The organism is Faecalibacterium sp. (genome assembly GCF_052358865.1).
GTDB classification, from domain to species: Bacteria; Bacillota; Clostridia; order Oscillospirales; family Ruminococcaceae; genus Faecalibacterium; species Faecalibacterium butyricigenerans.
The window spans coordinates 1-21,529 of the sequence record NZ_DAWCVJ010000045.1; the positions used below are offsets into that span (position 1 = coordinate 1).

22 protein-coding genes are annotated in these 21,529 nt (G+C 64.1%); 17 read left to right on the plus strand and 5 right to left on the minus strand.

The annotated features are described in order from the left end of the window. The 17 genes from ACT8X9_RS08400 to ACT8X9_RS08480 form a co-directional block, all read left to right on the plus strand. Positions 1 to 835: YicC/YloC family endoribonuclease (locus ACT8X9_RS08400; protein WP_444268705.1), on the plus strand; the 835-nt coding region annotated here is incomplete at its 5' end. Between the two features lie 21 nt (positions 836 to 856). Beyond that, on the plus strand, positions 857 to 1,123 hold the full coding sequence (locus ACT8X9_RS08405) for a DUF370 domain-containing protein (protein WP_227621162.1): 267 nt from the start codon (positions 857 to 859) through the stop codon (positions 1,121 to 1,123). Between the two features lie 3 nt (positions 1,124 to 1,126). Next, the gene (gmk, locus tag ACT8X9_RS08410) at positions 1,127 to 1,699 is read left to right on the plus strand and encodes a guanylate kinase (protein ID WP_444268706.1); all 573 of its coding nucleotides are present in this window, start codon (positions 1,127 to 1,129) and stop codon (positions 1,697 to 1,699) included. A gap of 18 nt (positions 1,700 to 1,717) precedes the next feature. Continuing rightward, on the plus strand, positions 1,718 to 3,979 hold the full coding sequence (gene priA / locus ACT8X9_RS08415) for a replication restart helicase PriA (RefSeq protein WP_444268707.1): 2,262 nt from the start codon (positions 1,718 to 1,720) through the stop codon (positions 3,977 to 3,979). A gap of 26 nt (positions 3,980 to 4,005) precedes the next feature. Then, on the plus strand, positions 4,006 to 4,542 hold the full coding sequence (gene def, locus ACT8X9_RS08420) for a peptide deformylase (RefSeq protein ID WP_158403297.1): 537 nt from the start codon (positions 4,006 to 4,008) through the stop codon (positions 4,540 to 4,542). Beyond that, complete coding sequence (fmt, locus tag ACT8X9_RS08425; RefSeq protein WP_412591220.1) at positions 4,542 to 5,462, plus strand: methionyl-tRNA formyltransferase; 921 nt, start codon at positions 4,542 to 4,544, stop codon at positions 5,460 to 5,462. Before def ends, fmt begins: the two co-directional genes overlap by 1 nt. Next, positions 5,459 to 6,784: a 16S rRNA (cytosine(967)-C(5))-methyltransferase RsmB gene (gene rsmB, locus ACT8X9_RS08430; RefSeq protein WP_444268708.1), complete on the plus strand. Its 1,326-nt coding sequence runs from the start codon at positions 5,459 to 5,461 to the stop codon at positions 6,782 to 6,784. The genes fmt and rsmB overlap by 4 nt, the downstream gene beginning before the upstream one ends. A gap of 15 nt (positions 6,785 to 6,799) precedes the next feature. Then, positions 6,800 to 7,840 (plus strand): 23S rRNA (adenine(2503)-C(2))-methyltransferase RlmN, encoded by a 1,041-nt coding sequence (gene rlmN / locus ACT8X9_RS08435; protein WP_249233079.1) that lies wholly within the window; start codon positions 6,800 to 6,802, stop codon positions 7,838 to 7,840. Between the two features lie 13 nt (positions 7,841 to 7,853). After that, entirely contained in the window at positions 7,854 to 8,603 is a 750-nt protein-coding gene (locus ACT8X9_RS08440) for a Stp1/IreP family PP2C-type Ser/Thr phosphatase (protein ID WP_249233078.1), read from the plus strand. After that, positions 8,596 to 10,503, plus strand: a complete 1,908-nt coding sequence (pknB, locus tag ACT8X9_RS08445) for a Stk1 family PASTA domain-containing Ser/Thr kinase (protein WP_444268709.1) — start codon at positions 8,596 to 8,598, stop codon at positions 10,501 to 10,503. Before ACT8X9_RS08440 ends, pknB begins: the two co-directional genes overlap by 8 nt. A 10-nt stretch (positions 10,504 to 10,513) precedes the next feature. After that, entirely contained in the window at positions 10,514 to 11,395 is an 882-nt protein-coding gene (gene rsgA / locus ACT8X9_RS08450; RefSeq protein ID WP_444268710.1) for a ribosome small subunit-dependent GTPase A, read from the plus strand. Between the two features lie 316 nt (positions 11,396 to 11,711). Continuing rightward, complete coding sequence (locus tag ACT8X9_RS08455; protein ID WP_444268711.1) at positions 11,712 to 12,362, plus strand: thiamine diphosphokinase; 651 nt, start codon at positions 11,712 to 11,714, stop codon at positions 12,360 to 12,362. 291 nt (positions 12,363 to 12,653) lie between these two features. Beyond that, entirely contained in the window at positions 12,654 to 12,896 is a 243-nt protein-coding gene (locus ACT8X9_RS08460) for a type II toxin-antitoxin system Phd/YefM family antitoxin (RefSeq protein ID WP_249233075.1), read from the plus strand. Next, complete coding sequence (locus tag ACT8X9_RS08465) at positions 12,893 to 13,270, plus strand: type II toxin-antitoxin system death-on-curing family toxin (RefSeq protein WP_249233074.1); 378 nt, start codon at positions 12,893 to 12,895, stop codon at positions 13,268 to 13,270. The genes ACT8X9_RS08460 and ACT8X9_RS08465 overlap by 4 nt, the downstream gene beginning before the upstream one ends. 129 nt (positions 13,271 to 13,399) lie before the next feature. Beyond that, entirely contained in the window at positions 13,400 to 14,017 is a 618-nt protein-coding gene (locus tag ACT8X9_RS08470) for a hypothetical protein (RefSeq protein WP_444268712.1), read from the plus strand. 595 nt (positions 14,018 to 14,612) lie between these two features. Next, on the plus strand, positions 14,613 to 16,145 hold the full coding sequence (locus ACT8X9_RS08475) for an SPOCS domain-containing protein (RefSeq protein ID WP_444268713.1): 1,533 nt from the start codon (positions 14,613 to 14,615) through the stop codon (positions 16,143 to 16,145). Between the two features lie 316 nt (positions 16,146 to 16,461). Next, positions 16,462 to 17,856, plus strand: a complete 1,395-nt coding sequence (locus tag ACT8X9_RS08480) for a uracil-xanthine permease family protein (protein ID WP_227621080.1) — start codon at positions 16,462 to 16,464, stop codon at positions 17,854 to 17,856. 61 nt (positions 17,857 to 17,917) lie between these two features. On the opposite strand, the gene bilS is transcribed toward ACT8X9_RS08480, so the two are convergent. The 5 genes from bilS to ACT8X9_RS08505 all read right to left on the minus strand — a co-directional run bounded on the left by bilS (position 17,918) and on the right by ACT8X9_RS08505 (position 21,340). Further along, positions 17,918 to 18,409, minus strand: coding sequence for a flavodoxin family protein BilS (gene bilS / locus ACT8X9_RS08485; protein ID WP_444268714.1), 492 nt, complete (start codon positions 18,407 to 18,409; stop codon positions 17,918 to 17,920). Positions 18,410 to 18,461: 52 nt separating this feature from the next. After that, entirely contained in the window at positions 18,462 to 19,580 is a 1,119-nt protein-coding gene (gene bilR, locus ACT8X9_RS08490) for a bilirubin reductase (protein WP_444268715.1), read from the minus strand. A gap of 4 nt (positions 19,581 to 19,584) precedes the next feature. Beyond that, entirely contained in the window at positions 19,585 to 19,992 is a 408-nt protein-coding gene (bilQ, locus tag ACT8X9_RS08495) for a bilirubin utilization transcriptional regulator BilQ (RefSeq protein WP_444268716.1), read from the minus strand. A gap of 151 nt (positions 19,993 to 20,143) precedes the next feature. After that, a complete protein-coding gene (locus tag ACT8X9_RS08500; RefSeq protein WP_223387351.1) occupies positions 20,144 to 20,404 on the minus strand; it encodes a TIGR03905 family TSCPD domain-containing protein in 261 nt (86 codons plus the stop codon). Between the two features lie 78 nt (positions 20,405 to 20,482). Continuing rightward, positions 20,483 to 21,340 carry a PHP domain-containing protein gene (locus ACT8X9_RS08505; RefSeq protein ID WP_444268717.1) on the minus strand — a complete coding sequence of 286 codons (858 nt, stop codon included), beginning with the start codon at positions 21,338 to 21,340 and terminating at the stop codon, positions 20,483 to 20,485. Positions 21,341 to 21,529 lie beyond the last annotated feature (189 nt).

A 21,529-nucleotide genomic window follows, 5' to 3' on the forward strand; every position in this document is an offset into this window, starting at 1 on the left:
CAATGGCCGCGAGCTCGCGGACGAGCGGCGCAGCGTCAACGCCCGGTATTTCGAGTATTCTTCCCGCACACCCCGCCGCTGCAACTACATGGACAGCCGCCTGAAAAAGCAGCTCAACGAGCGGGTCTCCCGCGGCAAGGTCGAGCTGAGCATGACCGTCCAGAACGTGGAGGCTGCCGACGCCGTCGTTGCCGTGAACATGGAGCTGGCCCGCAGCTATCAGCAGGCCCTGCGCAGTATTTCGGAAGAGCTGCGCATCAAAAACGACATCACGACCTCGGGCTTGGCCCGCTTCCCTGATGTGCTGGCCACCCGCCACGCCGACGTGGACGAGGAGCAGCTCTGGGCGGATGTCTCCGCCGTGACGGCGCAGGCACTGGACAATTTCATCGCCATGCGTGCCGCCGAGGGCGCAAAGATGAAGGCCGATGTGGAGAGCCGCCTTAGCTTCCTCGAGGAGTGCGTGGGGAAGGTGGAGACCCTGAGCGCAGGCCGGGTGGAGGCCTACACCAACCGCCTTTACGAGAAGCTCAAGACCATTCTGGAGGACCGGAACATCGACGACGCCCGCGTCCTGACCGAGGCCGCCATCTTTGGCGATAAGACCGCTGTGGACGAGGAGACCGTCCGGCTGCGCAGCCACATCGCCCAGTACCGCTCCATTCTGGAGCTGGACGAGCCGGTGGGCCGAAAGCTGGACTTCCTGACGCAGGAGCTGAACCGTGAGACCAACACCATCGGCTCCAAGTGTCAGGATCTCGACATCACCCGCATCGTGGTGGATATGAAGGCGGAGATCGAGAAGATCCGCGAACAGATCCAGAATCTGGAGTAACCAGAATACGGAGGAGTTCAGATGAAGCTCATCAACATCGGCTTTGGCAATCTGGTCAGTGCCGGGCGGGTGGTGGCTGTGGTCAGCCCCGACTCCGCGCCGGTCAAGCGTCTGGTGAAGGAGGCGCGGGAGCGGGGGATGCTCATTGATGCATCCTATGGCCGCAGCACCCGGGCCGTGCTCGTCATGGACTCCGACCATGTAGTCCTTTCGGCCCTGACGCCCGAGACGGTGGCAGGCCGCGCAGCGGGCCAGCCGGAAGGAAAAACGACAGAAGAGGAGCAGTAAAAAATGGAAAACGAAAAGTACCTGTTTGTCGTCTCCGGTGCCGCCGGCACGGGCAAGGACAGTGTGGTCAAAGCCCTGCGCACGGCCCACCCCGAGATCGAAAAGACCGTTTCCGCCACCACCCGTGCACCCCGCCCCGGGGAGCAGGAGGGCGTGGACTACTACTACCGCAGCGTAGAGCAGTTCCGGCAGCTCATCGACACCGATCAGGTGGTGGAGCACAACTTCTACAACGGCAACTACTACGGCACCCTCCGCGAAGAGGTGGATAAGCGCCTCGAGGCGGGCAAGCTGGTGGTGCTGGTCATCGACGTCCACGGCGCGGCCAACATCCGCCGGATGTTCCCGGGCGCGACCACCATCTTCCTGCTGCCGCCGTCTGTGGAGGAGCTGGAGCGCCGTCTGCGGGGCCGCGGCACCGAGACGGAGGCAAGCATCCTCGAGCGCCTTGACACGGCGAAAAAAGAGCTGGCAGAGCAGGATAAGTTCACCCTCACCCTCGTGAACGACGAGGTGGATGCCTGCGCCGAGAAGCTCTACGGCATCATCCGGGAGCGGGCATGCCTCGACAAATAACAATTCAAGGAGCCGCGAATGCCAAAAACGGTAGGCGTTGCCGTGAGCAACGCGACCTTTCACTTCGACAAACTCTACACCTACGCCGTCATGCCCGACCAGCAGGAGGCCGTCCGCCTCGGCAGCATGGTCCTCGTCCCCTTCGGGCGGGGCAGCAAGGCCCGGATGGGGGTCGTGCTGGCCTGCGACGAGGAGCCGGAGCACGCAAAGCTCAAATACCTCTTCGACGTGGCCCCTGCCTCGGCCTGTCTGACGCCGGAGCTGCTGCGGCTGGTGCATTTTTTGAAAGAGCGCACCTTCTGCACCTACTACGAGGCCGTCAAGGCCGTCATCCCCTACGGCGCACAGTACAAGCCCGCCCTTGCGGCGGACGGCGTGACGCCGGTGCTCCAGAAGCAGCTGACCCGCCACACCGAGAACTGCTATAAGCTGGTGGGGACCTTGCAGCAAAAGCCCAAGCCTACGGCCAAGCAGCTGGCGGCGGTGGCTCTGCTGGGCGGGGGAGAGCGCACCCAGAACGAGATGGAGGCCCACGGCATCAGCCGGGCGGTGCTCGACAACCTCTGCGCCAAGGGTGTCGTCGAATGCAGCAAGGTGAACAAATCCATCGACCTGTATTCGTCTATCCCGCTGAAAAACGAACCCATCCGCCTGACGGCAGAGCAGCAGGCAGCCTTCGACGCCCTGCTGCCCGGCCTTGAGGATGCCGCGCCCCACTCGGCGCTGCTCTACGGTGTCACCGGAAGCGGCAAGACGCTGGTCTTTCTGAAGCTCATCGAGCGGTGTCTGGCACTGGGACGGCGCGCCCTCGTGCTGGTGCCGGAGATCAGCCTGACGCCCCAGATGATCCTCCGGCTGAAGGGCCAGTTCGGGCGGCGGGTGGCCGTCCAGCACTCGGCGCTGAACCACACCGAGCGGCTGCTGCAGTGGCAGATGATACAGGACGGCGGCGCAGACATCGTGGTGGGGACCCGCAGCGCCATCTTCGCGCCGCTGGAAAACATCGGCCTCATCATCATCGACGAGGAGCAGGAGCACACCTACCGCTCCGAGTCGTCGCCCCGCTATGCCGCCCACGAGGTGGCCCGGCAGCGTGCGGCGGAGAATGGGGCGCTCCTTCTCCTCGCCAGCGCTACCCCCAGCACCGAGAGCTTCTACGCGGCCCAGCAGGGCCGCACCCAGCTCGTCCGGCTCACCCAGCGCTACGGCGGCAACCCGCTGCCCAGCGTGAAGATCGTGGATATGCGGGCCGAGCTGGCGGCGGGCAACCCCCGGGAGATCAGCCTTGCGATGGAGGACGCCATCCGGCGCAACCTCAACGCGGGCAAGCAGACCATCCTGCTGCTCAACCGGCGGGGCTATCAGACCATGGCCCAGTGCGACGACTGCCGCGAGGTGCTCAAGTGCCCCAAGTGCAGCGTCCCCATGGTCTACCACAAGGCGGGCCACAAGCTGCTCTGCCACTACTGCGGCACCCAGCTGGACCCGCCCCCCAAGACCTGCCCCGCCTGCGGCGGAAAGCTGCTCTACCGGGGCTTCGGCACCCAGAAGGCCGAGGAGGAATTGGCGGAGCTGTTCCCCGAGGCCCGGGTGCTGCGGATGGATCAGGACTCCACCGCCGCTAAGGACGCCCACGAAAAGCTGCTGGCGAAGTTCGCCCGGCACGAGTACGACATCATGGTGGGTACCCAGATGGTGGCTAAGGGCCTCGACTTTGAGGATGTGACCCTTGTGGGGGTGCTGGGCATCGACTCGCTCCTCTTCGCGCAGGGTTTCCGGGCCTACGAGACGGTGTTCAGCCTCATCACGCAGGTGGTGGGCCGCTCCGGCCGGGCCAAGGACCCGGGCTTTGCCATCATCCAGACCACCGACCCCGACAACCCCGTCCTGAACCTCGCCGCTGCGCAGGACTATGACGCCTTTTTCGAGCAGGAGATCGCCTACCGCAAGTTAGGACTTTACCCGCCCTTCTGCGGCCTCTGCGTCGTGGGCTTCTCCGGGCCGAAGGAGATCGAGGTGGCCCGGGCCGCCGCCCGCTTTGCGGCGCTGCTGGGCCGTCAGGCCGCACAGCAGCCCGACCTGCCCCTGCGGGTGCTCGGCCCCACCCCCGGCAACATCGAAAAGATCAACGAGAACTACCGCTACAAGCTCACCATCAAGTGCCGGGCGGACAGGCGCTTCCGCGACCTTGTCCGCCAGACCCTCGGCCTCTACGAGCAGGAAAAACTGCCCGCTAAGGCTACTGTGGCCGTGGATATGCACTCTGACGGTGATATTTGAGATAAGATGATTTGGAGGTATACTTCATGGCTATCCGCAACATTGTAAAAGAGGGCGATCCCATCCTGAATAAGGTCTGCCGCCCTGTGACCAACTTCGACGACCGTCTGGCCACCCTGCTGGACGATATGCGCGAGACGATGATCGCCGCCGACGGCGTGGGCCTCGCAGGCCCGCAGGTGGGGATGCTGCGCCGCGTCTTCGTGGTGTGGGACACCACCGACGCCCCCGAGGAGATCCCCGAGAACTACGAGTACAAGTTCATCGACTTCGTGAACCCTGAGATCCTGGCCGTGTCCGAGGACGAGGAGACCGCCTACGAGGGCTGCCTGTCCTTCCCGGGCCACAACGGCGCTGTCACCCGCCCGGTGGCTGTCAAGGTGCGTGCACAGGACCGTCACGGGGAGTGGTTCGAGCTGGAGGCCGAGGACCTGCTGGCCCGCTGCATCCAGCACGAGAACGACCATCTGGACGGCATCACCATCATGGAGTCCAGCGAGTTCTTCTATGAGGACACCGAGGAGGGCCGCGCCGCTGCCGCCAAGAAGAAGGAGAACGACTGATGCGCATTCTGTTCATGGGCACGCCCGACATCGCGGCGGACTGCCTGAAGGCCCTGTATGAGGCGGGCCACGACATCTGCGCGGTCTACACCCGGCGCGACAAGCCCGTGGGCCGCAAGCAGGTGCTCACCGCGCCCCCGGTGAAGGAGGTGGCGCTGGCCCACGGCACCCCCGTCTTTCAGCCCCGCACCCTGCGGGACGGCGGCGAGGACGAGAACATCCGCGCACTGGCTCCGGAGCTGATCGTGGTGGTGGCCTATGGCTGCATCCTGCCCAAGTCGGTGCTGGAAGCCCCGAAATATGGCTGCATCAACCTCCACGTCTCTCTGCTGCCCAAGTACCGCGGCAGCGCCCCGGTGCAGTGGGCCGTGCTGAATGGCGACGCCGAGACGGGCGTCTCCATCATGCAGATGGACGAGGGCCTCGACACCGGCGATGTGCTGGCCTGCGAGAAGATCGCCATCGACCCCGAGGAGACCAGCGGAGAGCTGTTCGACCGGGTGACGGCTGTGGGTGCCCGCGTCCTCTGTGAGACGGTGCCCGCCATTGCGGCGGGTACGCTGAAAGCTGTGCCGCAGGCCCACGAGAACGCCTCTGCGGCCCCCATGCTGAGCAAGGAGATGGCCGAGTTCCACCTGACCGAGAGCGCCGCCCACATCCACAACTGGGTGCGGGGGATGAATCCGTGGCCCGGCGCATGGTTCGTCACCTCCGGCGGCAAAAAGCTCAAGGTGACGGAGTGCCGCGTGGCAGACAGCCACGGGGAGGCCCCCGGCACGGTGCTGGCGACCAAGCCCCTGACCGTGGCCTGCGGTGAGGGTGCCATCCAGCTGCTCCATGTCGTGCCGGAGGGCAAGAAGCCCATGGACGGCACTTCCTTCGCGGCTGGTCTCCGCCTCAAGGCGGGGGATACCCTGTGAGCGGCCCGAACCCCCGCGCGGCAGCGGTGGCGGCGCTGGTGCGGCAGGAGCAGGACGGCTTTTCCAACCTCATCCTCGACGCAGAGCTGCGCCGCCAGAAGCTGGAGGGCCGGGATAAGGCCTTCGCCAGCGCGATCTTCTACACCGTCCTCGAGCACCGTGGGACGCTGGACTATATCCTCGGGCAGTTCCTGCCCAAGGGTCTGGCCAAGCTCGACCCGCAGGTGCGGGAGATTCTCCGCGCCGCGCTGGCACAGGCGCGGTATATGCAGGTGCCCGCTTCGGCGGCGGTCAACGAGGCGGTCAAGCTGACCCGCACCTTCAAGAAGGCCAGCGCCTCCGGCCTCGTGAACGCCGTGCTGCGCCGTGCCATCGCCTACGACCTCGACACCGCCGTCTTTGCCGACGCGGTGGAGCGGCTGATGGTGCTGGGGTCGGCGGGCCGGGATGTGGCTGCCTTCCTCCACGCCAGCTACCCCGACGAGGCGCTGGACATCCTGACCCACACCGCAGACGGCGGCCTGACCAGCCTCCGGGCCAACCCCCTGAAAGGGACGCCAGAGGCCCTCTGCGAAAAACTGCTGGCCTCGGGGGCAAAGAGTGCCGCCCCGGGCCTCGTGCCGGGCAGCGTTCTGGCCCGCTTCGAGGGCAGCCCGGCAGAGAGCGGGCTGTTCCGGGAGGGATACTTCCACGTCGAGGGGCAGGCCAGCCAGCTTGCCGCCCTCTGCGTGGAGGCAAAGCCCGGCGACACCATCCTCGACCTCTGCGCCGCCCCCGGCGGCAAGAGCCTGCTTCTCATCGAGGAGATGGGAGATGAGGGGCGGCTGGTGAGCTGCGATGTCAGCGAGAACCGCGTCCAGCTCATCCGGAAGGCCGTGGAGCGGATGGGCTTTGCCCATGTGGAGCCGCGGGTCTCGGACGGCACCAAGCCGGACGCAGACCTTCCCATGGCCGACCGCATCCTTGTGGACGCCCCGTGCAGCGGCCTCGGCATCCTTGCCAAGAAGCCGGACATCCGGTACAAGACCCTCGAAAAAGCGCGTCACGATGAATTATTGGCCACCCAGTCGGCCATTCTGGATACAGCCGCCGCCCATCTCAAGCCCGGCGGGCGGCTGGTCTACTCGACCTGCACCATCGACCCCTCCGAGAACGAGGAGCAGGTGAGGGCCTTTGTGGGCCGTCACCCGGAGTTCCGGGTGGTGACGCCGGAGGTGGCCTTCCCCTCCGGGATGACGGTGGGGGACTGGGGCGCTCTCTCGGTGCCCACCCGCACCGGTATGGACGGCTTTTTCCTCTGCGCGATGCAGAAAGTTCCCTGATAAAAGGAGATTCCAATGGATACAAAACGCTGTATATCCTCCCTGACGCTGGAACAGCTGACGGCGGAGCTGAAAGCGATGGGCCAGCCCGGCTTCCGGGCCAAGCAGATCTTTCACTGGGTGCACCAGAAGCTCGTGACCGACTTTTCGGCCATGACCGACCAGCCCAAGACCCTGCTGGCAAAGCTGGAAGAGGCCTTTTACATCGCCGCGCCCATCATCGAGCGGCGGCAGGAGGCCAAGGACGGCACGGTGAAATACCTGCTGCGGATGGCCGACGGCAACTGCATCGAGACGGTCGTGATGCGCTACCACTACGGCAACACGGTCTGCGTGTCCACGCAGGTGGGCTGCCGAATGGGCTGCCGCTTCTGCGCGTCCACGCAGGCGGGCCGCGTCCGCAACCTCGAGGCGGGCGAGATCTGTTCCGAGATCTATACCGCCCAGAAGGACATCGGAGAGCGCATCTCTCACATCGTGCTGATGGGCATTGGTGAGCCGCTGGACAATTTTGACGAAGTGATGCGCTTTCTGGAGAATATCTCTTCCCCCGAGGGCGTCAACATCGGGATGCGGAACATCAGCCTCTCCACCTGCGGCCTCGTGCCGAAGATCGACCAGCTGGCGGAGAAGAAATTGCAGCTGACCCTCTCCGTCTCCCTCCACGCCCCCAACAACGACATCCGCAGCGGCATGATGCCCGTCAACGATGCCTACCCGGTGGAGGTGCTGATGCAGGCGGTGCGCCGCTATCAGGACACCACGGGCCGGCGGGTGAGCTTCGAATACTCGATGGTGCGGGGGGTCAACGACTCGGACGCCTGCGCCAAGCAGCTGGCCGACCTCATCCGGGGCATGGGCGCCCACGTCAACCTCATCCCCATCAACCCGGTGGATGGCAGCCCCTACTCGGCCACCGACGCGGCCAACGTCCGGCGTTTCCAGCAGAAGCTGGAGAGCCTCGGCGTCAACGCCACCGTCCGCCGCCGTCTGGGCAGCGAGATCAGCGCCGCGTGCGGCCAGCTCCGCCGCGACGAGATGAACGGCAAAGCCTAAAAAGGAGAAGCCTATGAAACTTGCAGGAAAAACAGACGTCGGCAGCGTCCGGCAGGAGAATCAGGACGACTACCGGGCGGGGGAGCTGCCCGGCGGTGCGGCATGGGGGCTTGTGTGCGACGGCATGGGCGGCGCAAGGGGAGGCCGTGAGGCCTCGCTGAGCGCCTGCGATGTCATCGAGCACTGCTTCCTTGAACAGTACGCCCAGTGTCTGCCCGGCGACGAGGAGAGCTTCCTGAAGCGGGCGCTCATCAGCGCCAACCGCTTCGTCTTCCAGAAAGCCTCCCGGGTGGAGGAGCTTGCGGGGATGGGCACCACGGCGGTCTGCGCCCTCGTGCGGGGCGGGACGGCCTACCTCTGCCACGCAGGCGACTCCCGCGCCTACCTCTGCCGGGAGGGGAAGCTCACCCAGCTGACCCACGACCACTCCTATGTGCAGGAGCTGGTGGACTGCGGCACCATCACCCCCGAGGAGGCCGAGCATCACCCCCAGAAGAACATCATCACCCGGGCGCTGGGCGTGGACTACCGCCTTGAGCCGGAGTTCACCAGCTGCCCCGTCCAGCAGGGCGACCTGCTGCTGCTCTGCACCGACGGCCTCACCAACGTCCTGCCCAAGGACAAGATGGAGGAGCTGCTGACCAAGGGCGGGTTCTACGACATCCCCGACCGGCTGGTGGACGCCGCCAACGCGGGCGGAGGCCCCGACAACATCACCGCGCTGCTGCTGGGTGTGGAGCCGCTGGAGGTGAAGCATGGATAATCTCATCGGGAAGACGCTGGATGGGCTTTACACCATCCGGGAGCTGATCGGCACCGGTGGGATGGCCAACGTCTATAAGGCTGTGGTGACGGCCCCCGGCGGGCCTGTGCCGGAGGGGACGGTCGTGGCCGTCAAGGTGCTGCGGCAGGAGCTGATGCACGACGCCGACCTCGTCCGCCGCTTCAAGAACGAATCCAAGGCCATCTCCCTGCTCAACCACCCCAACATCGTGAAGGTGTATGACGTTTCCGTCAGCGAGAACTTACAGTATATCGTCATGGAGTGTGTGGAGGGCATGACCCTCCGGGAGTACCTCAACGAGCGGGGCGGTAAGATCACCAGCCGCGAGACCGTCCACTTCATCGGTCAGATCCTCCGCGCCCTCGACCACGCCCACCGCAACGGCGTCGTCCACCGGGACATCAAGCCCCAGAACATCATGCTGCTGGACAACGGACAGCTGCGGATGATGGATTTCGGCATCGCCCGCATCTCCCGGGCGGAGAACCAGATCCAGAACGGCCGGAAGGCGATGGGCAGCGTCCACTATATCAGCCCCGAACAGGCGAGGGGAGACGAGACCGACCCCAAGAGCGACCTGTACTCGGTGGGCGTCATGATGTACGAGATGCTCTCGGGCAAGCTCCCCTTCGACGCAGACGACATGGTGGAGGTGGCCCGCAAGCAGATCACGGACGACCCGAAGCCGCTGGCCGAGCTGGCCCCCGAGGTGCCGCTGGGCCTTGTCCAGATCACAGAGCGCGCCATGGCAAAGCTGCCAGTGAACCGGTACGCCAGCGCCGCCGAGATGCTGGAAGCGCTGGACGCCTATGTGCGCGACCCGTCCATCACGTTCGACTATCAGTATGTAAAAGAGGAAGTCCCCGAAAAGGCGGTGAATGAACCTATGGCAGAAAAGCGGACCATCCGCAGACCGCCCGAGGCGCAGAAAACGCGCACCAAGGCGAAAAAGAAGAAGCACAGCGCCTTTATGCCGGTGCTGCTGGGCATCACGGCGGCCTTTGCGCTGGCCTGCGCGGCCCTGTGCTGGGTCATCCTGAGCGACTCGAGCAACATCATGAACAAGAAAGCCGACATCGTGCTGAGCGATTTCAGCGGCATGACGCAGGACGAGGTGAACGCCTCCCCGCAGGTGGCCTCCGGGCAGGTGGTCGTCAACTGGGAGCAGGAGTACAGCAACGACTACGCCGCCGGTCATGTCTACAAGCAGTCGCCGGTGGCGGGCCGCACCGTCCGCGAGGGCCAGAGCGTGACCCTCACCGTCAGCCTCGGCGTCCACTACGTCACCGTCCCCGACCTGACCAACTATGTGCAGGCCGACGGCGAACAGCAGCTCAAGGATCTGGGCGTCTCGGTGCTGGTGACGCAGGCCGTGGATGAATCGGTGGCCGCAGGCTCCATCATCCGCACCGACCCCGCCGCAGGCAGTCAGGTGGCCGCAGGCACCACCGTCGTCATCTACGTCAGCCGCCCGCAGGTGGCCACCACCACCAAGGTGCCCAGCCTCATCGGCATGAGCGTGAACGACGCCCGCACCCTGCTGGTGCAGAAGAAGCTGGGCCTCGGCGGCCAGACCGAGCAGTACAGCGACCAGCCCGCAGGCACCATCATCAGCCAGTCGCCCGGCGAGGGCGCATCGGCCAAGCTCAACACCCGCGTCAGCGTGGTGGTCAGCGCAGGGCCGGAGCCTGCACCGGAACCGGAAGCACCCAGCGAGAGCACCAGCAGCTCCGGCAGCTCCGGCGGCGGCTGGTGGAGCGGCCTGTTCGGCAGCGGCAGCTCGTCCTCGTCCAGCACTGCCGCCAGTGAGAGCAGCAGCGCCTCCTCCGGGAGCACCGGCGGCGGCCTCGGCGACTGGTGGACGTCGTGGCTGGGGTAAGGGAGAGACTATGACAGGTTATATCACAAAAGGCATCGGCGGATTTTATTACGTCAAAACGTCGGAAGGCATCGTGGAGTGCAAGCCCCGGGGCATCTTCCGCAAGCAGAAGCTCACCCCCGTGGCGGGCGATGTGGTGACGCTGGAAACGGAAAACGGCGCGGCGGTCATCGCGTCCATCGCGCCCCGGCGGAACGTCTTCGTCCGCCCGCCGATGGCCAACCTCGACGTGCTGTTCCTCGTGGCCAGCACCACCCAGCCCACCCCCAGCACCCTCGTGCTGGATAAGCTCTCGGCCATCGCCGTGGACAAGGGCGTCCAGCCCGTCATCGTCTGCACCAAGGGCGACCTCGCCGAGGCGGAGTTCCTGCGCAGTGCCTACGAGAAGTCCACGCTGCCCTTCATCCGTATCGACCACCGGACGGGGGAGGGCCTCGACGAGATCCGGAACTGGATCAATGGCCGTCTCTGCGCCTTCTGCGGCAACTCGGGCGTGGGCAAATCCACCCTCCTGAATGCCCTGCTGCCCGATGTGGAGCGGGAGACCGCCGCCATCAGCCAGAAGCTGGGCCGGGGCCGCCACACCACCCGCGAGGTGACGATCTTTGAAGCCTTTGGCGGGCGGATCGCCGACACCCCGGGCTTTGCCAGCCTCGAGGCCAGCCGGGCGGGCTTCATCCCCAAGGAGAACCTGGAGCACGCTTTCCCGGAGTTCGGCCCCTACCTCGGCGAGTGCCAGTTCACCGGCTGCTCCCACCGCTCGGAGAAGGGCTGCGCCGTCCGGGCTGCGCTGGCCGAGGGCAAGCTCTCCCAGACCCGCTACGACAGCTACTGCGCCATGTACGACGAGGTCAAGGACGTGAAGGAATGGCAGTACCCTCTCAGTCGCTGACGCGCCAGCTCCCCCAAAGGGGGAGCCACTGGTGAGTCGGCGAGGCCTACGCTGGACGAGTAAAGCGCGATGTTTCGTAAACAGTAGTGCCCTGCTACAGAGGGCGGGCGCTGCTTAACAAGGGGCGCTCGTCCAGAAGCCGCTGGCCTCTGTAGCAAGGCCCGCTCTTTTGCGCCCTGTTGGGCCTCCGGCGTCCAGAGCATAGCTGCCCGGCACGCCAGTGCCTCCCCCTATGGGGGAGGTGTCACCGAAGGTGACGGAGAGGGCTTCTGCCGGGCCAGCGCTCTATAAAAGACCTCCAGAAAGAAGGAAATCAATGTCCCGCTGTGTTATTTTGTCGGCCTGCCCCGTCAGCCCTGCGCTGGCGGCGGCGCTGCAGCCCGACGACACCATCATCGCCTGCGACGCGGGCTACCGCAACTGTGAGCCGCTGGGCTGCCGCCCCGACATCATCGTGGGCGACTTCGACACCGCGCCCTGCCCGGCGCAGGAGGAGGACGACATCGTCGTCCTGCCCCACGTCAAGGACGACACCGACACCGAATATGCGGCAAAGCTGGCCTCCGAAAAGGGCTTCGACGAGGCGCTTTTGCTGGGTGCGCTGGGCGGCAGACGCCTCGAGCACACGCTGGCGAACCTCTGCACCGGCCTCGGCCTTGAGCAGCGGGGCGTCCGGGCCACGCTCCTCGACGAGCGCAGCCGCATCACCTTCGTGATGCCCGGCGAGACCCGCCGCTACCCGAAGGGCGAATACTTCTACCTCTCCGTCTTCCCGATGGAGGGCAGGGCCGAGGGCGTCTCGGAGCGCGGCTCGTTCTACGAGCTGACGGACGCCGTCCTCACCGCAGGCTACCCCCTCGGCGTCAGCAACGAGTACGCCGACGGCTCCGACTGCATCACCATCTCCACCCGGAAGGGCGCGCTGGTGGTGGTGGAGACGGTGCCGGATGGCCCGATCCTGAGCTGAGAGTCACATTCTGCGCCCCGCCCGCCTATAATGGCATAGAAAACGAGAGAAAGGTGGTCGGCGCTATGCAGGTGGTCGTGCTCAAAAGCCCCAAGTGTCTGAGGGGGCTGCTCCGCAGACTGTTCGGGATAAAAAAGGAAACGCAGGACTAAAGAAAACAGAAGCCGCCGTGCCGCCCGGGAAGACCGGGGGCGCGGCGGCTTTTTCTGCGGTCTGGGAGTGGAATGATAAATCTAGGTTGAATTTATCCTACGATTTGAGTATACTAAAGACAGAAGGGAGTCTGATGTTATGAATATCAATACGGATACGATGGTGCCCATCTCGGTCGCCAACCAGAATTTTTCTAAAGTTGCGCGTCTGGTAGACCAGTTCGGCTCGGCGGTCATCCTGAAAAACAACGCACCCCGGTATATCATCTACGAGTTCAATCAGGCAGATGCCATGCAGGCCGCAGCAGACGACGATGTACTGGCTTCCTCGCTGAAGCTGATGGATCGCAACAAGCGTGTCTATGAGGAGCTTGCCAAATGAAGGTGTTGACCAAACGGCAGATACTTCTGCTGCATTCGGCACTGATCCGACAGTCCGGCGGATCGGATGGCATCCGGGACGAGGGGCTTTTAGACTCGGCTGTCAGCACACCGTTCCAGACCTTTGCCGATCAGGAACTCTACCCCTCTCTGTTGGAGAAGGCCGCCCGGCTGGGGTTTGGATTGATCTGCAACCACCCGTTTATCGACGGCAACAAGCGGATAGGTACACACGCGATGCTGGTCTTTCTGGACATCAACCAGATCACATTGTCCTATGAAGACGATGATCTGATCGAAACGATCCTGCGCGTGGCGTCGGGAACACTGGACTATAACGGTCTGCTGGGCTGGCTGCAAGAACACTTGGAGTAAAGCGGCCTTTTTCACCCCTCAAACCTGCGTGAAAGGGCCTGAAAACTGCGTGAATCACACTTGCGGGGGGCAGTGGGGCAAGTTATAATAGAGTTACCGAAACACATCACACGATTGGAGGTAACGACCATGAAACGGAAAAAATTCCTTGCCCTCGCCCTCGCGGGCGTGATGACCGCAGCGACCCTCACCGCCTGCGCACCGCTGGAGGACCTCTACGACTGGTTCTTTGGGGGCGGGAGCAGCAACGCTTCCCACGGCAGCGAAAAGGGCCTTGTGACGGAGTCCGAGGAGCTTGAAAATAAGCTCAGGACGTATTTGGGACTTTCTGAAACCACAGCAAGCGACAGGGCCAAGAAGACGCTTGAGGAGGTAGCAGGAAAATTTGACGTGACATGGCTCGACAACAACAAGTTGAACGAAACGGCTAGAGCTGCGCTCGAACCCATCACGCAGGACAAAGTGCAGGCTAAACAGGTGTTATGGGTGGACGTGATGCAGCTGACCTCCCCCGGCGGGACAGCGGATATTACTCTGGATAACAGGCCGATTTACTCGGATAGATATATAAACCCAGGGTCTGGTTCTGGTGATCCTTACCATTGGGTTTATCTGGTGAATCCTTCTAATTTAGAATATGAATTGGGCCACTACAAGAAAAATGACGCTGAACTATACGCCGGTATATTCCAGAAAGACGGAAAAAATTACGCCGCGATGGTCACGATAATGAACGCTTGGTGGTAATGTGTAGGGAGTGATGCCAAGCCCTGCTTTACACACCCTTTTCCGGAAAGAAAGCTTTTCCCCCTCGGAGCGGAGGCCCCGGGGGCTTTTTTGCGCCTGCCCGCGGAAAACCTCTCCGTCACGCCTGCGGCGTGCCACCTCCCCTATCGAGGGGAGGCCTTGGCATACCGGAAAGCCTCGCCTCTTCGCCAGAGGCTCCCCTACTAGGGGAGCTGTCTGCGAAGCAGACTGAGAGGTTGTACGAAGGGAAGCCTGTCCGTGAGCGAAAGCCTCTCCCAAGGGGAGAGCCTTCTGGCCTGCACGATTCGGCTCCACTGCGGTGGAACAAGTGGCGAAGTTCCTATAAATAAAACGATACATCATTAAATATTAGTTGTTCGCCAACGTGGCGAAGTTCCCCCGATTGGCGAAGTACCTACTTCGCCAGCTGGGCACAAGTCCGCCACCTTGGCGAAGTTTGTTTTATGGCGTTGGTACGCTGATATTTTGGAACTTCGCCAGATAATCTGCGTGGCTCGGAGGTGCAGCTCCGTCATACCGCCCTTCCTGCCCGCATACACTTTCCCAAGAGCAAGGACAGGAAAGGAGCATCACCATGGAGCTGAAAGTGTTCCGGGACGTTCTGCCTGCGGCGGGTGCGGACTGCACGGCCAAGGCAGAGCTGCCCCTTGAGACCGAACTTCTCATCTCGGACTATCTGCCGCCGGTGCAGCGCATCGTCAAGTGCTTCGCGCAGCCGGTGGTGCTGCAAAAGCAGCTGGCCCCCGGGCGGCTGACGCTGGAAGGGTATCTGCGCTGCACCGTCTATTATCAGGGCGAAGAGGGGGCGGGCCTGTGCCAGACCGAGCAGAAGCTGCCCTTTACCAAGACCCTCGAGCTGCCCAGCTTCGGGGCCAGTGCGTGGACGGCCTGCGTCGAGGGCCAGACCGAGTACCTCAACTGCCGGGCCGTCAACTCCCGCCGCATCGAGGTGCGGGGGGCCTACGGGCTGGTGGTGAGCGTCCACGCCCAGCTGTCCACCGAGGTCATCACGGCCCTCAGCGAGGGCGGCATCGAGCAGAAGCTGACGACCCTTGGGGGCGTGCGGCGGGCCGCCACCCTCGAAAAGCTCGTCACCATCGAGGGGGCGCTGACCTTCCCCAAGCCCCCCGCCGCCATCCTCGACATCACCGGCACCGCCGAGGTGAGGGAGCTGAAGCGGATGCAGGGCAAGGCCGTGGCGAAGGGGACCCTCCGCGCCCTCTGCGCGTGGCGGGCCGAGGGGGACGCCGCCCTCCTGAGCCAGACCGCCGAGCTGCCCTTCCATCAGATCGTGGACGTGGAGGGGCTGAGCGAGGACTGCCAGTGCCTGTGCACCCTTGCGCCGGTGGGCTTTGCCGCCGCCGAGGGGGAGACCGCCGAGGACGGCAGCGCCTCCACCACCCTGACGGCCACCGCTCTGCTCCGGCTGAGCGGCTGGCGCCCCTACCAGCTCCAATGCGTGGCCGACGCCTTTTCCACCCGCTTCGCCGCCGAGGTGACGCCCCAGACCGTCGCCACCGAGGGGCTGCTCTGTACGCTGGACGAGACGACGGTGCTGCGAGGGTCCGGGCCGCTGCCCGATGCGGGTGCGCATATTCTGGCTTGCTTTGCCTCCTTCGGGCCGGTGAGCCTGACGCGGGGCGAGGGGAGGGCCGCGCTGACGGCCCGGGCCGTGGTGTCGGCTTTCGCCGAAAACACCCTCGGGGAGATCGAGTGCTACGAAAAGGCGCTGGACTACGCCCTGCCCCTGCCCGCCGACCTCCCGCCCGACGCCCAAGGCTACCCTGAGTGCTGGCTGACGGTGCAGGACGTGCAGTGCACCAGCGCGGGCGGTGCGCTGGAGGTGTCCCTCACCGTCCGGGCCGAGGGCGCAGTGCTGGTGCGGCAGGCGTGGCCGCTGGTGGGCGGGGTGGAGCTGGGCGACCCGCTGGCCCCCGCCGACCCCGAGGTGTCGCTGCGCATCTGCTACGCGCAGGCGGGGGAGGAGCTTTTCGCCATCGCCAAGCGCTACCACGTCTCGCCGGGCCAGATGCTCGCCGCCAACGACCTGCCCGAGGGCACAGAGCGCCTCGATGAGGCCCAAAGACTGCTGGTGCCGGGGGTGTAGGGGAGGCTCCGTCTTCGTACAACCTCTCCGTCACGGCTGACGCCGTGCCACCTCTCCTTGTAGGAGAGGCCTTGGCATACCGTGAAGCCTCGCCTTTTCGCCAGAGGCTCCCCTACTAGGGGAGCTGTCTGCGAAGCAGACTGAGAGGTTGTACGAAGGAACACCTGCCCTCTGTGCGGCTGGTCTGTGGGAGAAGTACGACTTATGACGAAAATATGAATAAAAACTCGAAAAAACCCTACCGTTTCCGCCGCTGGTCTGCTATAATTTTCTATGCTTGTTACAAAACCCGGAAGTGAAGCAAAGGAGCTAGGATATGATAAAGAGCGCTGAACTGGAAAATTCGGCATATGATTTCGAGGCGAAGATGCCGCTGCGCCACGCCGTCCCGCTGGGCCTGCAGCACGTTTTCGCCATGTTCGTGGGCAACCTCACCCCGCTGCTCATCATCACCAGCGCCTGCGGCATCGCAGGTGGTGAGTTTGCAGACCTGCAGGTGAGCCTGCTGCAGAATGCCATGTTCGTGGCGGGCATCGTCACGCTGGTGCAGCTGTACGGCCTCGGCCCGGTCGGCGGCAAGGTGCCCATCATCATGGGCACCAGCTCGGGCTTCCTCGGCGTCTTCAACAGCGTCGCGGCCACCATGGGCGGCGGCGTCACGGCCTACGGCGCCATGATGGGCGCATCCATTCTGGGCGGCCTGTTCGAGAGCGTGCTGGGCGTCTTCCTCAAGCCCCTGCGCAAGCTCTTCCCCCCGGTGGTCACGGGCACGGTGGTGCTGTCCATCGGTCTGTCCCTGATCTCCGTGGGTGTCAACTCCTTCGGCGGCGGCAACGCGGCCAAGGACTTCGGCTCGGTGGAGAACCTGCTGCTGGCCCTCTTCGTGCTGGTGGTCATCCTCTTCTTCAAGCACTGGACGAAGGGCTTCCTCAGCTCCTCCTCCATCCTCGTGGGCATCGTCGCGGGCTATCTGGCCGCCATCGTCATGGGCTTCGTCCTGCCCACCACCGGCGTCACAGCCGAGGGCGTGGAGTTCACCAAGGCATGGGTGCTGAACTGGCACAAGGTCGCCGAGGCCAGCTGGTTCGCCATCCCGAAGCTGGTGCCCGTCAAGATCGTCTTTGACCTTCGCGCCATCCTGCCCGTCATCATCATGTTCATCGTCACCGCTGTGGAGACGGTGGGCGACATCTCGGGCGTCATGGAGGGCGGCATGGGCCGCGAGGCCACCGATAAGGAGCTGTCCGGCGGCATCATCTGCGACGGCCTCGGCTCCACCGTGGCCGCCTGCTTCGGCGTCCTGCCCAACACCTCCTTCAGCCAGAACGTGGGCCTCGTGGCCATGACCAAGGTGGTCAACCGTGGCGCACTGGCCACCGGCGCCATCTTCCTGATGCTCTGCGGCCTCATCCCCAAGCTGGGCGCACTCATCTCCATCATGCCGCAGGCCGTTCTGGGCGGCGCAGCCGTCATGATGTTCTCCTCCATCGTGGTGTCCGGCATCCAGCTCATCACCAAGGAGAAGATGACCCCCCGCACCCTGACCATCGTTTCCGTCGCGCTGGGCGTGGGCTACGGCATGGGTGCGAACGCCAGCATCCTCGCCAACACCCCCCAGTTCGTCCAGCTCATCTGCGGCGAGAGCGGCATCGTGCCCGCCGCCTTTGTGGCGATCATCCTCAACTGCCTGCTGCCGCGGGAGGAGAAGTAACGCTTTCTCTGGAACATAGCAAAGCCCCCTTTCGGAACGCTCCGAAAGGGGGCTTTGTTTGTCACCGGACGGCCTGCTTCAGCCGCGCCAGATCGTCGGCATCCGGGTGAGAGAGGGCCTTGTCGAAATTTTCGATCAGCATATCCAGATTCGGCATATGGATGGGCTGCTTCTTCATCGCTTCATACCGCTGGCGCACCGACAGCGGCATCTTGCCCTGACACATGAAGCTGCCGATGAGGGTGTTGCTGCAGTCGAGAGACTTTTGGACGGTCTTTAAGATCTTGTTGAAATAGCCCTCGCTGCCGCCAAAGCCTGCTGTGCCGAAGAGAAAGACCTTCTTTCCGTGCAGCTGTTCCAGAAATTGCAGGGTCGCGGCGTCGGCGGTGCCTTTGTCCGTCCAGAAGCCCACATAGAGGGTGTCGGCGTCCAGAGCGGCGGGGTCCGGAGCGCCGAAATAAGAGCAGTCGCCCTGCGGCAGACTGTCGTGGAGGGTGTCTGCCAATAATTTCGTGTTGCCTGTTTTGCTGCTGAATACGATGGCGTAGCGCATAGTTTCTCCTTTGGAGCCATTGGCTCTCTGAAATGATGATGGTACGGGCGGCTCAGGCTTCTTTCGCCCGCAGCGCATCGTAGATGCAGCGGGTGCCCTGATGGGCCATCAGCCCGCCCAGACATTTTTTGTTGCAGCGGACACAGCGGTGGATCTGTGCCGCCTGTCCATTTTTCAATTTGCTCACCAAGTCCGGGTCAGCCAGAAGCGGACGGCTCATGGCGGCGCACTGGATGCGCCCGCTGGCGAGCTGCTGCTCCACGAAATCGGGGTCGTTCAGGCCGCCGACCCCGCAGAGGGGCAGGGCGGTATACTGCCGCACCTCGTCGCAGAACTTGAGGAAGCACCCCGGCTGACTGAAATAGGGATGGCTGGCCGGGGGGATGGTGTCCTCCAGAGCCGAGTGGTTCGCCAGCGTCACATGGAAGCTGGTGACGCCCGCCTGCTCCAGCAGCGGGACGAAGACCGAAAGCTCTTCCTCCGCCACACCGGCGTTGCCAAAGTGCGGGTCCTCCTGCCGGACGGCCAGCTTGTAATCAATGGGCATCCCCGGGACAGCAGTCCGGACGGCCCGGACGGCCTCCACCGCAAAGCGGGCGCGGTTCTCTGCGCTGCCGCCGTATTCGTCGGTTCGATGGTTGAAGAGGGACGAGCTGAAGCTGCCGCACATCCGGTCGCCGTGCACCTGCACCATGTCGAAGCCCGCCTGTCTGGCCAGCAGGGCGGCTTTCCCGAACCCGTCGAGGATGGTCTGGATCTTGCGCTTGGGCAGCTTGGTGATGTAGGGGCCGACGGCATCGTTCAGCTTCTCCCGCAGCTGGTCGGGGGTGAGCTTCTTCGTCAGGAGGGCGGGAAGGTACTTGAGCATCGCCAGCAGGTCGGAGTCGCTCTGGTGGAGCTGGGCGCAGAGCTTGCAGTCTGCGGCGTGGGCGATCTCTGCGAGCTGCTGATAAAAGGCAAAGCCCTTGGCATCGAAGAGCGACTTTTCAAACCTGCTTTTGCCCACCGGGACATCCCCGACGATGATCATGGCGCAGCCGCCCTCGGCGAGTGCGCGGTATTTTGCAAGGGTCTCCTCGTCCGACAGGCCGAAGGTGGTGGGCGCAAAAAGAATGCGGTTCTTCAGCCGCAGCCCGCCATAGTCAACGGGGCTTAAAATCGTTTCGTACATCGTTTCACGCTTTCTTTTTTGCTGCTTTTTGCAGGAGGGCCAGCAGCTGCTGCCGCTCCGGGGCCGTCAGCCCGCTCAGCGCCTCCGCATCCCAGTCGGCAAAGACCCGGTGACAGACCATAAAGGCCTGTTCGCCCTGCGGAGTCAGCCGCAGACGGTAGCTGCGCCCCAGCTTTTCCCTCGTCAGAAAGCCGTCCTCGACCAGCTTGACAAGGCTGCGCTGGGAGTGTCCCCAGTCCAGATGCAGCTCCTTGGTCAGCTCCGAGGGGGTGCACTCCGGGTGCTTTCCGACATAGAGGATGAAATACATCTGCCCGAAGTTCAGGCCCAGCTCCTGCAGGCGCTGGCTCGTATAAGCGGCGAAGGCTCTGTGCAGGGTCAGGATGCGGGAGGATACGGTATAAGGCTCCATGTGCTCAGCTCGCTTTCTTCTCTAGGATAGAATGCAGTATAGCACATGAACTTGACAAAGTCAAGTAATGCGGCATCAAAAATCGCCGGGGGTGCTGTCGGGCAGCTCCCGGCGATCTTGTACAGCGATATTCCGGCGCGAAGACCGCTTTTTACAGCTCCGCCAGAGCGCGCTTGAGGTTCTGGGCGATCTGGTCGGGGCAGCTGGTGGGACGGGGGCCGCAGGTCGTGCCCTCCATCCGGGCGATGGCGTCCTCCGCCTTCATGCCCTTGAGCAGGCGGCTGATGCCCTTCAGGTTGCCGTTGCAGCCGCCGACGACCTCGATGGACTCGATGGTGTGGTCATCGTTCAGCACGATGTGGGTCTCTTTGGAGCAGGTGCCCTTGTTGGGGTAGCTGAAAGACTTGCTCATATTCATACATCCTCTCTCTATGGCCGATTGACAGTCGTATTATACACCCGCAGGGCAGAAAATGTCAATGTGACCCAGTCACAGTGTGCCGCCCCGGCGCTGGCGGGCCAGCGCTTCCACCCGGGCGATCTGGTCGTCGGCGGTGACGCAGGCCCCCACAGGGTGGGGCTTGCCGTGGTTCGCGCCGTGGAAGTCGCTGCCGCCGGTGACGATGAGGCCGTGGGCCGCGCAGAGGGCGGCGCACTCGGCCCTGTCCTCGGGGCTGTTGCGGGGATGGTGCACCTCGATGCCGTCGATGGCCCCTTCGGCCACCAGCTCCCGCACAAGGGGCATACTCTTGTACACCGTCGGGTGGGCGAACACCACCACCGCCCCGGAGGCTCTGGCCGTGGCCAGCACCTCCCGCACCGGCGGGTAGGCGGGGGAGTGGAGGCATCTGCCCCGAGGCTCCCAGCCGAACAGCTCATGGTACAGCCCGGTGTAGATGCCGTCGCACAGGCCCAGCTGCTGCAGCGCCTGCATGATGCCGCTCTTGAAGAGGACGCCGCTGTCCTGCGCGTACTCCAGCGCCTGCTCGGTGCGGAACTGGGGGTAGAGCGCCTCGATCTCCCGGCAGCTCTGCAAGGCACACTCGTTGCGGCGCTGGCGCATGATGTCGCAGTGCCGCCGCAGGGCGGGGCTGTCGGGGTCGGGCCAGAAGGCCAGAATGTGGACGCGGTGGCTCCGTTGGAAGTCGTAGCCGGTCAGCTCGGCGGCGGGGATGAGCCGCACGCCGTCCTGCACCGGGTGGTCGTAGGCGTACTGTGCGCTGAGGATGGTGTCGTGGTCCGAGAGGGCCAGAGCGCTCAGGCCCAGCCGCGCCGCCATCAGGGGCAGACGGTGGATGGGCACAGAGCCGTCAGAGCAGGTGGAATGGGTGTGAAGATCGCCAGCCATAGTTTCTATTCCCTCGATTTGCGTGTGATTTTTCTACGCCCATAGTGTAGCACAAAACGAATCGGGGGACAAGAGCGCCTCAGCCCACGGTGAGGCTGGAAGCGGTGAGCCGATGGGTCAGGACAGCCTCGGCATCCTCGCCGCCCATGGCCAGCAGTTCGTCCACCGAGAGGGTGGTGGAGCAGAGGA